This is a genomic window from Streptomyces sp. NPDC104367, from assembly GCF_055583825.1.
In genome coordinates, this window is record NZ_JBVJND010000052.1 from 37,723 (window position 1) to 51,175 (window position 13,453).

A 13,453-nucleotide genomic window follows, 5' to 3' on the forward strand; every position below is an offset into this window, starting at 1 on the left:
TCTCCCTCGTGGTGTGGGGCCGGTGTCACTCGGCGGCGGCCAGGGCGGGCATCGCCACGTCGTGCTGTTCCGGCCCGGCGGCCAGCGGCCAGGCGGCGCGGGCGTGGTCGGTGTCCGCCGGGTGGACCAGGGGCGTCACCGGCTCGGACAGGAAGGTGTCGTGGACGATCTGGGTGGCCGCGGCCAGGTCGCTGCGGCCGGTCAGCACGCTGAGCCGGTTGGAGGTGACGTGCAGGTCGGTGCGTGCGGCGCCGACCGAGCGCAGGGCTTCCAGCAGGCGCAGCGGTGCGTACGGCTGGCGGCCGATGCCCAGGCCGACGACGGAGAGGCGGGCCAGGTTCGACGTCCAGTGCGCCTCGTCCAGGCGGATGCCGCGGTCGGCGTCGGCGAGCAGGTCCCGTATCTCCTCCACGCTGTCCTCGGGCAGGGTGAGCGCGATGTCGCCGGCGTCCTCGGTGCCGAGGTTGCCGTAGCGGCGCAGTTCGACCTCGGTCTCGCGCTCGACGAGTTCGCCGAGCAGGCGCAGGACGTGGTCGGAGGCGATCCGCCGCAGCACGCAGCGCACCAGGCCGGAGCGCCCGGCGACCCCGGCGATTGCGTGCAGGCGGCCGGCGGGCGTCCAGAACTCCCCCGGCGCGGCCCGGGCGGCGCGCCGGCCGTCGCCCACCCAGGTCTGCGGGCCGATCGCGGTGCTGTTGGAGCGCACCTTCAGATCGACGCCGTGGGTGCGCGCGTAGTCGACCGAGTCGGAGGCGAGCACCTTGGCGCCGCTGACGGCCAGTTCGGCCATCTCCTCGTACAGCAGGGAGGTGTGGCGGCGGGCGCCGGCGACCGTGCGGGGGTCGGCCGTGTAGACGCCGGCGACGTCGGTGACGATCTCGCAGTGGTCCGCGCCGAGCGCGGCGGCCAGGGCGACACCGGTGGTGTCGGAGCCGCCGCGGCCCAGGGTGGTGCGGGCCCCGGTGGCGATCGACTCTCCCTGGAATCCCGCGACGACGGGGACGGCTCCGCGGGCGAGTTCCTCGCGCAGCCGGCGCGGGTCCACCTCCACGATCGTGGCCCGGCCGTGACGGTGGTCGGTGCGGATGCCCGCCTCGGGACCGCTGAACGAGCGGCTGGCGACGCCCTGGTGGCCCAGGGCCAGCGAGAGCAGCCCGGCGGACGCGGCCTCGCCCGTGCACAGCAGGGCGTCGAGTTCGCGTGCGTCGGGCCGGGCGGTCACCGCCGACGCCAGGCGCAGCAGTTCGTCGGTGGCCCCGCCCATGGCGGACACGACCACGACGACCTGGTTGCCGTCCTCGCGCGCCGCCCGGATCTGCCGTGCGGCTTCGATGACCTTTTCAGGTGTGGCGACCGACGTTCCGCCGTATTTCTGCACTATGAGCGCCATCTCACGCACTCTCTTCCTTCAAATCCGTGGACCGTGGAGGACGTGGCCCGGGCGCCGCGGTGACCGCCGCGTCCCGTGGGCGGTCGTGTGAGGGCGCGGGCTTTTCACTGCTCGTGGAGGAACTCCCGGATCGCGTAGCCGACGTGACGCTGGTCGGTCATGGTGTGGCCGAGGATGATGTCGCCGGGCCGCAGCTCGGTGAAGTTGTGCACGCTGCCGCCGGGGCCGAGCGCCCGCACGTGCCAGTCGTCCTGGCCGACCATGTCCACGAGCTGGCCGCTGCGGGTACGGGCCTCGATCCGCAGCATGGGGCGGGACTCCATCTTGATCCGGCCCACGACCACGGTGCGCACGCTGCCGTCGGTGCTGACGGCCAGGATCTCCGAGCCGCAGTGCAGCTCGGACAGGTACTGGGTGCGGTTGCCGGGCGTGAGGGTGTAGGAGGACAGGGCGGCGGCGTTCACCCGGAACGGGCGGGTGGGCATGTACGGCAGCGGGTGGGTCTCGCTGCTGACCAGGACCAGGCCGGTGGAGTACGAGCCGACGAGGATGCCTTCGTTGGGCCGCAGGTGGGAGCAGGTGTCGACGCAGACCCGGTCGCCCAGGCCGAGGTGGGTGAGCTGGACGATCTCCAGCTCCTCCATCTCCAGGGAGGCGGCCTCGCCGCGGGTGACCTGCATCAGCTCGGTGGCGTCGCCGACCCGCTTGGGGGCGAGCAGCACCGCGTCCGAGCCGCGCTCCAGCACGCCGAGGGTGGTGGCCGCGTCCTCGACGTCCTCGACGACGGTGACGATGGAGCCCTTGGCCTTGTCGGCCGCCGCCAGCAGGATCTCCAGCGGGATCTTGCTGGGGTCCTGGCGGAACTCCACGAGGGTCAGCTCGGCCTCGTTGGCGATCCGGCAGGCGAGGTCGAGGCTCTGCTCGTCCAGCACCTTGATCAGGACACCGGAGCGCAGGCCGGGACGCAGGCCCTGGAACTTCTCGGCGATGCTGTGGTCGGCGATGAGGAGGTCGACGACGTCGACGAGCTGGTCGATGAGGGTGGTGGGCGTCTCGCCGGTGACCACGGCGGCCTTCTGCACGTTCGGCGGGACCTTGCCGGCCAGTTCGGGGTCGTCCAGCACCACGGTCTCGACGCCGATGTGGGTGCTTTCCTCGACGATGGCGGTGGCGAGTTCGCAAGCGGTGCCGCGGAGGTCGATCCAAGCGGATTTCATGTTCGCACCTTTGATTGTGGGTGGCTTGCTGTCGTGGTCGCGCCTGGCTGTCGGTGACGGGTCGTCGCGGTGTACGGGGTGGAGGCGGCCGGCTCGGTGGGGACGGCCGGGTGGGGGGTGTGTCAGAGGGTCGCCTCGGACAGTTGCTGGCCAAGGACGGCCAGGTCCTCCAGCGAGCGGGGCCCGGCGTGGACCCGGCGGGCCACCAGGCGGGCCAGTCCGCCCGGGTCGGGTGCCTGGAAGACGTTGCGTCCGACGGCGACGCCGAGCACGCCGGACTCCATCGTGCTGTCGATGAGGTCGAGGAACTGCCCGGTGTCCTCCAGGACGCCGCCGCCGGCGGTGACGACCGGGATCGGGCTGGCCTCGACGACCTCGCACATCGTCAGGGGCGAGCCGGTGTAGGGCAGCTTGACGATGTCGGCGCCGAGGTCGGCGGCGACGTTCGCGGCGTGGGCCAGCAGGACCGGGTCCCTGGGGTCGGTGATGCGGGGGCCGCGCGGATAGACCATCGCCAGCAGCGGCAGGCCGTAGCGTGCGCACTGGCCGGCGACCGCGCCGAGGTCGGTGAGCTGGGCGGCCTCGGTGTCCGACCCGAGGTTGATGTGCACGCTGACGCCGTCGGCGCCCAGGGCGACGGCCTCTTCCACGGCGCCCACCAGGATCTTGGCGTCCTTGTCGGGGGCGTGCTGGGTGCTGCCGTTGAGGTGGACGATCAGTGCCATCCGGCCGAGCGCGTCGGCCGGCAGGAACCTGACGCGCCCCTTGTGGACGATGATCCCGTCCACCTCGTTGGCGGCCATTTCCTCGACGAGGGTCGCGAATCCGGCAGCGGAAGCCACCGGGCCGTCGGCCAGCGAGTGGTCGAGCGGAACCAGGAACGTCGTCCCGGAAGCCGGGTGGACCATTCGCCGGACCCGGCGGTCCTTACCGCTCCAGCCGTATGCATCGGTCATTTTTATCAACACCCTGTCCCAAACCCAGATGACCAGATCAGTTGTCCGGTGCGCATTCGGTGCGCTTTCTTCGGAAGTTTCTCTGCGGTGTTTCCGGTGTTGCCGCAACGACCAAACCAAGGAGTTCTCCGGCTCGTCAAGCCCCGCATTTTTCTCGCTTTTCGGGGTTTGGCACGGGCTACTTCTGCTCGGGCGGCTGCGCCCGGCGCTGCGACACGCGGGCGGCAAGGTCCTGCCATGCCTGCACGCTCGCCTGCGCGAGTTCGGCGACGAAGTCCAGACAGTGGTCGGGCAGGTCCAGGACGAGTCCCTCCTGTGCCTGCGGGTCGATGGCGGCCACCGCGAGGATGCTCAGCAGCAGGCGGCCGGACTGGTTGAACCGCAGGGAGGGGTCGGTGCGCAGGGAGCGCAGCAGCGCGGTGGACCGGTCGAGCTTGCCCTGCGGCGAGGGCGCGGCCCGGGCGCGGCCGGCCTTCACCTGGCGCGCGGGCGGCAGGCGGCGCTGTTCGGGGATGACGGCTCTGGTCTCCCGGTTCAGCTGGTCGCGCACGTCGCGGACGGTGCCCGGGGACACGCCGGCCACCGCGCTCACCGCCCGCAGGGAGGAGGAGGGGTCCCGCAGGAGCATCTCCTTGGCGCACTCCCGCCCGGCGGCGGTGCTGACCGGCCGCATGCGGCCGTCCCTGCCAAGCCTGGTCTGCCCGCCGGGCCGCCCGGTCGCCTCGCGCAGGGCGGCGATCGTCTTGGGCGAGAGCCCGACGGCCGACGCGATGGCGCGGTTGGACCACCCTTCCTGCTCGTACAGGATGCGCCTGCCCGCCGCCTTCCTGTCGGCCAGCGAGAGCGGCAGCCCGTGCCGTACGTTCAGCCGGACCGCCAGCACGAAGGCGCTCGCGTCGTCGCCGTCGAACCAGCGCGCCCGGATGGCCTCCTGCCCGCGCAGCCGGGCCGCGCGGACCCGGTGCACGCCATCGACGACCCGGTTGGTGCCGCGCTGCACGACGATGGGCGGCAGATCGGCCTGTGATTCCGCCAGGACCCGTACGTGCTCGCCGTTCTCCCCCGCGGAGCGCGGCGAGTGGGACAGGTCGAGGTCCGTGATCGGTATCCATTCCGTTTCCGCGCCGGCGTCCTGTCCCGCGGGGCGCGCCTGGGCGTCCCCGCGGTCCGGGGGGTGGATGCGCGCGTCCCGTCGCTGGAGCACTGCTTCGCTTTCTGCCACGTTCGACCACTCCTCAGCCACACCTGCCGCTGCCGGCCAGGGGCCGCGGAGCCCTGTGTGCACTCCGGCGGACCCAGCACAAGAATACCTTCGCCAAGGTATCTTTTATAGCGGTCGCCGGCACCTCCCCCGGGCGGTGTGCAACCGGGGAAATCCGCGGTTGCACACCGCCCGGCGGCGGGGGCCGTGCCGGCGGGCAGGGACGGAGGCCCGGCGGGGGCGGGCGAGGAGCGCCGGGAGGCGCAGTCGGAGCCCGCCCGCGGTGCGGTGCATGCAGTGCGGTGCGGTGCGGCGACGCGAGGGCACGCTCCCCGCCCGTGTCCGGGATGCGGTGACGCGGGCGCACCGCCCCGGACTCGGTGACGGAGATTTCCCGGCAATGGTCACGTCCGCCCGCACGAGAGAAATTCCGAACGGCCGCCGCCGACGCAATTCTCCACACCTTCCCCACCGCCCTGCGGCAACCTGGCGTCCATTTCTCTCCGCGCGCTAAGCTGACCGCGCCTTGGCCACCGGAGCCCTCTGCTCCCCTGCGCCGGCCCGGCCCGTGGTGGTCCTCTTCGGCTTTCAGCCGGGCTCATGTGCCGGAAAGAATTCGCGGTCACCGAAAGGCGTGGTCATGGGTAATGACTCACCAGGCACCACCGTGCGCGCTTCCGCAGGAAAAACCCGGAAGGAGCGCATTGCCGAATTGTTCCGGGCCGAACCGGAACTGGCCGACAGCATGCCGGTGGCCGGCCTCTTCGAGGAGCGGGCCGGACGCGGGCCGCGCCTGTCCGGGATCGTCCGGCGCGCCCTCGCGGCGTACGCCGACCGGCCCGCCCTCGGCGAGCGCGCCCGGCAGTACGTCAGCGTGGACGGCCGCGTCACCGCACGGCTGCTGCCCCGGTTCGACACCGTCTCCTACGGCGAGCTGTGGTCACGGCTGAGCGCCCTCGCCGCCGACTGGTACCACCACCCGCACCACCCGCTGCGCGAGGGCGACTTCGTCGCGATCCTGGGCTTCGCCGGCACCGACTACACCACGGTCGACCTGGCGTGCGGTCAGGTAGGGGCCGTCGCCGTGCCCCTGCACACCAACGCCTCGGTCGACCACATCCGCCACCTGGTGGCGGAGGCCGCCCCGCGGGTCTTCGCCACCAGCACCGACCGGCTGGCGACCGTGCTGGAAGCGCTGGCCGGGCAAAGCAGCGTCCGCCGCATCCTCGTCTTCGACCACCACCCCGAGCTCGCCGAGCACCGGCAGGCGCTGGCGAACGCCGAGCGGCTGCCGGCCGCGGCGGATGCCCCGATGTCGCTGGAGCTGCTGGCGGACGTGGTCGGCCGGGCCGGCTCGCTGCCGCCGGTGCCCGAACTGCCGCCGGACGAGAGCGCGGACGGCGCGCTGTCGGCCCTGATCTACACCTCGGGCAGCACCGGCACGCCCAAGGGTGTGATGTTCCCGGAGTCGACGGTGTCCCTCATGTGGCGGCCGCCCGCGGGACCCGACCACCAGTACCCGCTGATCACCGCCAACTTCCTGCCGCAGAGCCACCTGGTCGCCAGGAGGCTGGTGATCAAGACGCTGGCCACCGGCGGCACCGCGCACTTCGTGGCCCGCAGCGACCTGTCCCCCCTCCTGGAGGACCTGGCACTGATCCGGCCGACCGAGATCGCCATGGTGCCGCGGGTGTGCGAGCTGCTCTTCGAGAGCTACCACGCCCAGCTCAGCCGGCGCGCGGCGCACGGCGAGCCGGACGAGAACGACCGTGCCGAGGTGATCGCGCACCTGCGCGACCACGTGCTGGGCGGGCGCGTCATCCACGCCCCTTGCGGGTCCGCCCCGCTCGCCCCGGAGCTGGCCGCCTTCCTCCGCGACGCCCTCGACGTCCCGCTCCTGAACAGCTACGGCACCACCGAAACCGGCCTGGTCATGCTGGACCACCGCGTGCAGAGCCCCCCGGTGCTCGGCTACAGGCTCGTGGACGTACCCGAGCTGGGCTACTCCACCGCCGACTCTCCCCATCCGCGCGGCGAACTGCTGGTGAAGACCGCCCTCATCACCCCCGGTTACTACCGGCGCCCCGACGACACCGCCGAGGTGTTCGACCAGGACGGCTACTACCGCACCGGCGACATCATGGCCGAGACCGCGCCCGGCGAACTGGTCTACGTCGACCGGCGCAAGAACGTACTCAAGCTCTCCCAGGGCGAGTTCGTCGCGCTGTCCAAGGTGGAGGCGGCGCTCGTCGCCAGCCCGCTGGTGCGGCAGATCTTCGTGTACGGCAACAGCTCCCGTGCGTACCTGCTCGCCGTGGTGGTGCCCGCCCCCGAGGCGATCGCGCAGGCGGGCGACGAGGCGGCGCTGAAGGCGGCGGTCAGCCGGTCGCTGCACAGCGTCGCCGCGCAGGCCGGACTGGCACCGTACGAGGTCCCGCGCGACCTGATCGTCGAGACCGTGCCGTTCAGCCAGGACAACGGTCTGCTGACCGACTCGACCAAGCAGCTGCGTCCGCGGCTGAAGGAGCGGTACGGCGAACGGCTCGAACAGCGCTACGCCGAACTCGCCGCGGGTCAGGCCGCGGAGCTGCGCGCGGTGTGGCAGGACCACGACCGCCCGGTGGCCGAGACGGTCGCCCGCGCCGCGCAGGCGCTGCTGCCGGGGCTCGATGCCGAGCCGGACCCGGAGCAGCGCTTCACCGATCTGGGCGGGGACTCGCTGTCGGCGCTGTCGTTCGCGAACCTCCTGCGGGAGGTCTTCGGCGTCGAGGTCTCGGCCGGAACCGTCCTGGGACCGGCCAACACCCTGGGCGAGATCGCCGCCCGTGTGGAGCGGCTGCGCGGCGCCGCCGGGGCACGGCGGGCCACCTTCGCCGCCGTGCATGGCGAGCACGCCGCCTCGGTGCGTACCGGGGACCTCACTCTGGACAAGTTCATCGACGCTGCGACCCTCACCGCGAGCAGGGCACTCCCCCGGCCGGCCGGCGAGCCGCGCACGGTGCTGCTGACCGGGGCCAACGGCTACCTCGGCCGTCTGCTGTGCCTGGAATGGCTCGAGCGCCTGGCCCCGGTGGGCGGCACGCTGCTCTGCCTGGTGCGTGCCGCCGACGACAGCGCCGCCCGGCGGCGTCTGGAGGAGGCCCTGGACAGCGGGGACACCGCGCTCAAGAGCCGCTTCGCCGAACTGACGGCCGACGGCGCGCTGCGCGTGCTGGCGGGCGACATCGGCGCACCGTGCCTGGGCCTGGGCGAGCGGGACTGGCAGGAGCTGACCGCCACGGCGGACCTCATCGTGCACCCGGCGGCGCTGGTCAACCACGTGCTGCCGTATCGGGAGCTGTTCGAACCCAATGTGGCCGGCACCGCCGAGGTCGTCCGCGCCGCCCTGACCGCCCGGCTGAAGCCGGTCGTGTATGTGTCCACCGTGGCCCTGGCCGCACACGGCACCGCCGCCGCGGCCGAGGCCACCGACATCAGGCAGGACAGCCCGGAGCGCGCGATCGACGACCGGCAGGCGGGCGGCTACGCCACCAGCAAGTGGGCCGGCGAGGTGCTGCTGCGCGAGGCCCACGACCTGTGCGGGCTGCCGGTGACCGTGTTCCGCTGCGGCATGATCCTGGCGCACGCCCGGTATGCCGGGCAGCTCAACGTGCCGGACACCTTCACCCGCCTGTTGCTGAGTCTGATCGCCACGGGGATCGCGCCCGAGTCGTTCTACAGCGGCGCGGAGGACGGCCGGCGCCCGCGGGCACACTACGACGGGCTGCCGGGGGACTTCGTCGCCGCCGCCGTGGCCGCCCTGGGCTACCGGAACGCCGAATTCCGGACATTCAACGTGGTCAACCCGCACGACGACGGAGTCTCGCTGGACACCGTGGTCGACTGGCTGGTCGACAGCGGAACCACCCTCCGCCGGGTCGGCGGCCACCGGGAGTGGCGCGAGCAGTTCGAGGCCGCGCTGCAGACGCTGCCTCAGGTGCAGCGCCCGTACTCCCTGCTGCCGCTGATAGCCGCCTGGCGGGAGCCGCTCACCCCTCGCACGACGTCGGCGCTGCCCGCCGAGCGGTTCCGCGCGGCGGTGCGCACCGCCGGCATCGGCGCCGGGCAGGACATCCCGCACCTGTCCCGGCCGCTGATCGAGAAGTATGTGGCGGACCTGCGGCACCTGGGCCTGATCTCGTAGAACCCGTCCGCCCCGGGCAGTGACGGTGCGCCGCTTCCCGGAGCGGCGGACTCCCGCAGGCGCCGGCGCAGTGCGCGGGCCCCTGCGGGAGTCCGCCGCCGGGCCCGACCGGAGCACTGCCGCCCGGGCAGGACGCGGGCGCCGGACTCCGCGCCCGCCCCGGCCTGCGGTGGCCGGGCCGCCCGGAGCGCGGCAATGGCGGGATACCGCCGCGCTCCGGTGACACCTGGATAGGATCACGCCCATGCGTTCGGCTGCCCGCCGCCATAGAACATACCTTTGGAAAGGTTTTCATTCGGGGAGGTCCAGCATGGTTCAGAAGCGTGCAGTGCGTACACGGCAGCAGGTGCTCGACGCGGCGGCTGAGGAGTTCGCCGCGTACGGCTACACGGGCACGACGCTGCTCGATGTGGTCAAGCGCACCGGCATGACCAAGGGCGCGCTGTACGGTCATTTCTCCTCCAAGCAGGAGCTGGCGGCGGCGCTGGTCGAGGAGGCCGGAGCCGAGCTGAGCCTGCGTGCGGCGCGGGCCGGCCAGCCGGGACCTGCAGCGGTCGACACGCTGCGCGAGACCGTCCTCGACCTGGCCCGGCACCTGCGCCAGGACGCGCGGGCCCGGTCCGCGTTGCGGCTCGCCGTGGAGGTCCCCTGTCTGGACCGCAACGACCACGGGCTGGTGGAGCGGATCTGCCTGCCGCTGGCCCGTGCCGTCGCGCAGACGCAGGCCGACGACGGGGGCCCGGACGGACTGCCCCCGCAGGCCGTGGCCCGCCTGCTGATGTCGGTCTTCCTCGGGATCCCCCATCCCGTGCCCGGCGACGACGCCGACGCGGCGCGGCGGTTCGACGACCTGTGGGCGACCGTGTCCGCGCCGGCGCCGGGCTGACCGGCGCCGGCGGATCCCTCCCCCGCCGCGCCGAGGGGAGCGGGCGCGTGCCCAGGACCTCCGCCCGCGCGCAGGGCCGGTCAGGCACCGGCCCTGCGGGACTCCTCCCCGCGCCGCTCCCGCGTGGGGCGCAGGAGGGCGGGGACGTCGTCCACGGCCTGCGGGTGCAGCACCCGCGCCCGCGGCAGCCGCGCCCGCAGCTGCGCCGATCCGCCGACGATGACCGGGTTGCCCACCTCCGCCAGCATCGGCAGGTCCGAGACGTGGTCCCCGTACGCGTAGCACTGCGCCGGGTCCACGGCCGGCCGGCTGCGCAGCATGTCGCGGACCGCCGCGCGCTTCGCCTCTCCGATACAGGGATCGCCCACGAGCCGGCCGGTCAGCACTCCGTCATGGATCCCGGGGACCGAGCACAGCAGGCGCGCCGCCCCCACCTCGGCGGCGATGGGCGCGAGGACCGCAGGGAACGATCCGGACACCAGGATCACCGTGTCTTCTGCGTCGCGGTGCAGTTCCAGCGCCCGGCGCGTGGAGGCCAGGTAGAAGCCGGGAGCCCCCGACCTCTCGGCGTACCAGGCCTCGGCCAGCTCCGCGACCCGGGCGGCGGGCTCGCCCGCCCAGGTGCGGTAGTACAGGCGGTTCACGGCTTCCCGGGGAGCGCCGGCGGACGTCCGACGGGACAGGTCCCGGCGGACGTCCGACGCGTGGCGGGCGCCCGGAGTTCCGCGGGTGCCGCGGAAGTAGTACGCGAGGAAGTCGAACATCGACTTCCCTGCGATGAGTGTCTCGTCGACGTCGCTGAACACCAGGCGGGCCGGCCGGCTCACCGCGGCCCCCACGGCATCGGCGCCGGCCACTCGCCCTGGCCCCAGGCGGCGTACGCGCCGGCCGCGGCGTCCAGCCGCAGGGCGCCGTGTGCCGCCACCGTGTGTGTGTCCCGCCAGGCCCGCTGGATCTCGCTGGTGTCGTCCCGGGCATGGACACCGCCCGTCCTGAACAGCCGTTCGACGGCCTCCACCAGCAGCTCGGCCGCCACCGCGGCGTCGCGCCGGTTGACCGCCTCGACGCGTGGCGCGGTGGGCTCGGCGTCGGCGCTGGCTCCGGCCCGGTCCAGCAGCAGGGCCACGGCGTCGATCTCGCTGGCGGAGCGCGCCAGCACCCGCTGGACGGCCGGGTCGCCCAGGCCCGCCGGGCGCCCGGCGGGCGGGGTCGTCGCCCAGCGTGTGAAGGACCGCAGGGCGAGCCGGGCCGCGCCGAGCGCCGGCGCGCACAGCATCGGGCTGCCGGCCAGATGCGCGGGTGCCTGGCGTGCCTGTGAGGCGCCGGGCTCGACCACGGCGGCGAGCACGTCGCCCAGCGGGCAGGCGCGCCGGTCGGGGACGAACACCCCGCGTACGTCGACGGAGTTACTGCCGGTGCCGCGCAGCCCGGTGCTGTGCCAGGTGTCGCGCACGATCACCTCGGAGCGCGGCACCGCCAGGACCCGTGCCGCGGCCCGCGCCGGACCGGCGGGGGCGGCACCGGCCTCGACCGGGGTGTCGTCGACCGGGGCCGCGAGCAGGACCCAGTGGGATGAGTCCACGCCGCTGACACAGTCCCAGCGGCCGTCCAGCAGCCAGCCGCCCGGTACCGGGCGGGCCGTTCCGGCGGGCGGAGCCAGGGCCGCGGCGAGCAGCGTGTCGGGGCCCCTGCCCCATAGCTCACGCTGTCCTTCTTCGGGCAGCCTGGCTGCGTACCGCCCGTGCGCGGCCCAGAGCATGCCGCACCAGGCGGCCGAGGGGCACTGTTCGGCGATCAGCACCGTGGCGGTGATCAGGTCGGCAAAGCCGCCTTCCCGGCCGCCCCATCGGCGGGGCACGAAGTGACGTGCGAAACCCGCCTCTTTGAGCGCGGTCACGACCTCGGGAGCCAGCCGCCGGTCCCGGTCCGCCGCCCGGGCGGCACACCCTGCCGCCCGGGCGGCACGCAGTGCGGCGTCCTGGGCGGGCGCGCCGCCTGTTCGCTCCGGAAGGGGAAGGCGGGATCGCTGCTTCTCTTGCGGCTCAGCCTGATCGAGCATCGGTCAGCTCCTTGTCGAGCTGGACAGGGATGTGGAAAAATACTTTCTTAACGGTTTCTTACTCGGAGGTGCGGATGCCGCGAGGGCAGGAACGCTCCCTGCGTACCTACGCGTCGGCGCGCGTCCCGGCACGGGAGGCACCCGGGGCCGTGAAGGGCCCGCCGATCGACGCCGCTTCGGGTTCGGGCGCCGGCCGGCCGACGCGGTCCGCACAGCCCACGGGCCGCCGCGGGCCTTTGATTCCCCGGTACCTCGCAGTCCACGGCAGCGGCCGAGGAAGGCCCACCGGTCCGCGCCCAGCGCTACAGCGCCGCGCCGGAGCCGACCGCGTCACGGGAGAAGGCGGCCCTCTCGGGCGCGGCGGGCAGGACCCGGGACAGCCACTCCATGGTGACCGTGGCGACGGTGTCCTCCCGCTGTACGGCCGTGACGCGCAGCCTCGTGACGTCCGACGCGGTCGCCGGCGGCTGCAACTCGGCGCACAGCCGCACCGGTTCGTCGAGGTCGGCGAAGGCCGGGCAGTCCGCCCGGACGGCGCGCAGTACCGCTCCCGCGGGAGCGCCGTGGCGGCGGTGGACCAGGCGGTGGCCCAGCTGACGGGCGCCTTCCAGGGTGACCATCAGCGGTATGTGGTCCCCGGGGTGGTCGAAGAGCACCGCGTGGTGAAGATCGACCAGCAGTCGCCACTCCCCCGCCTCCGTGCGGCCCAGCACGCTGTCCTTGGCCCGCAGGCGGCCGACGTCGGCCGCCGGCAGGCGAGTTGCGGCGGAGCGCCTGACGCGGGCGCCCTCCTCACGCCCCTGCCCCCGCGTCCCCGGCCAGCGGAGCCGCCGGTACAGCTTCTCCTCGACGGCGTAGACGCTCAGCCCGGCCCGGGCGCACTCGCGCCCGGCCACGGACACCACCGCGTCCACCCGCATACCGAAGCGCCGGGGCGGCCTGTTCGTCACCCACGACCACCGGGCGTCCAGGGTGACGTGCAACGGGGTGTCGCCGACCACAAGCGCCTCGTGGTCCGTGATCTCGAAGTGGGTGTCGCTGCCGACGAAGCGGTGTCCCAGCGGGATCCCGCAGTACTCGTGCGCCAGATAGACCAGGGCCTGACGCACCGTCTCGGTCAGCAGCAGCGGGTCGGACATGCCCTGAGCGTCGGGATAGTACAGCGCGTGGTCCCGAGGCCACTGGGCTCCCACGAGGAACCGGCCCTCGCCCGCTTGCAGGGCGTCCGTGATGAAGACCTCCGCGACGGCGGCCCGGTGGACCAGCTGCCGGGAGACCGGCTGGAGAAAGTTCAGAGAGACATCCCCCGCTGCGGTGCCCGTCCCGCCTGGGACCCTGGTCGACAGTTCGTACAACTGATCCATGGTCTCTCCCCCATCAGGTTCGGAATACCGTGGTGGCACGATGTGAAAATATACCTTCGCAGAGGTATCTTGCAAGGGTGCGGACATGCGCACCAGGCACCGCCGAACCGTACGGAAGAGGGATCATGAGCAAGCATCTCCGGACAGCCGCCGCAGCCAAGGACGCCCCGCGGGAACTCAAGCAGGAACGGGCCGGC

The 13,453-nt window shown here is 73.2% G+C and carries 9 protein-coding genes; 2 read left to right on the forward strand and 7 right to left on the reverse strand.

Annotated features, from left to right (window positions below; all coding sequences use genetic code 11):
- Window positions 1-25 precede the first annotated feature (25 nt).
- From ACZ619_RS43140 to ACZ619_RS43155, 4 genes are all read right to left on the reverse strand, one after another.
- The gene (locus tag ACZ619_RS43140) at window positions 26-1,390 is read right to left on the reverse strand and encodes an aspartate kinase (protein WP_469611403.1); all 1,365 of its coding nucleotides are present in this window, start codon (window positions 1,388-1,390) and stop codon (window positions 26-28) included.
- A gap of 104 nt (window positions 1,391-1,494) precedes the next feature.
- Complete coding sequence (locus tag ACZ619_RS43145; protein ID WP_469611405.1) at window positions 1,495-2,607, reverse strand: 3-dehydroquinate synthase II family protein; 1,113 nt, start codon at window positions 2,605-2,607, stop codon at window positions 1,495-1,497.
- Between the two features lie 122 nt (window positions 2,608-2,729).
- On the reverse strand, window positions 2,730-3,563 hold the full coding sequence (locus ACZ619_RS43150; protein WP_469611407.1) for a 2-amino-3,7-dideoxy-D-threo-hept-6-ulosonate synthase: 834 nt from the start codon (window positions 3,561-3,563) through the stop codon (window positions 2,730-2,732).
- A 178-nt stretch (window positions 3,564-3,741) separates the two neighbouring features.
- Window positions 3,742-4,785 carry a ParB/RepB/Spo0J family partition protein gene (locus ACZ619_RS43155; RefSeq protein ID WP_469611409.1) on the reverse strand — a complete coding sequence of 348 codons (1,044 nt, stop codon included), beginning with the start codon at window positions 4,783-4,785 and terminating at the stop codon, window positions 3,742-3,744.
- A 646-nt stretch (window positions 4,786-5,431) separates the two neighbouring features.
- Between ACZ619_RS43155 and car the strand changes: the two genes are divergently transcribed.
- Together car and ACZ619_RS43165 are read left to right on the forward strand one after the other, a co-directional pair.
- A complete protein-coding gene (gene car / locus ACZ619_RS43160) occupies window positions 5,432-8,947 on the forward strand; it encodes a carboxylic acid reductase (protein ID WP_469611410.1) in 3,516 nt (1,171 codons plus the stop codon).
- Window positions 8,948-9,257: 310 nt separating this feature from the next.
- Window positions 9,258-9,833: a TetR family transcriptional regulator gene (locus ACZ619_RS43165; protein ID WP_469611412.1), complete on the forward strand. Its 576-nt coding sequence runs from the start codon at window positions 9,258-9,260 to the stop codon at window positions 9,831-9,833.
- Between the two features lie 80 nt (window positions 9,834-9,913).
- Here the strand turns inward: ACZ619_RS43165 and ACZ619_RS43170 are convergent, their stop codons facing one another.
- From ACZ619_RS43170 to ACZ619_RS43180, 3 genes are all read right to left on the reverse strand, one after another.
- Complete coding sequence (locus tag ACZ619_RS43170) at window positions 9,914-10,660, reverse strand: HAD family hydrolase (protein ID WP_469611414.1); 747 nt, start codon at window positions 10,658-10,660, stop codon at window positions 9,914-9,916.
- Entirely contained in the window at window positions 10,657-11,892 is a 1,236-nt protein-coding gene (locus tag ACZ619_RS43175) for an acyl-CoA dehydrogenase family protein (RefSeq protein ID WP_469611416.1), read from the reverse strand. Before ACZ619_RS43175 ends, ACZ619_RS43170 begins: the two co-directional genes overlap by 4 nt.
- A gap of 302 nt (window positions 11,893-12,194) precedes the next feature.
- Entirely contained in the window at window positions 12,195-13,256 is a 1,062-nt protein-coding gene (locus ACZ619_RS43180) for a ScbA/BarX family gamma-butyrolactone biosynthesis protein (RefSeq protein ID WP_469611418.1), read from the reverse strand.
- Window positions 13,257-13,453: the final 197 nt, after the last annotated feature.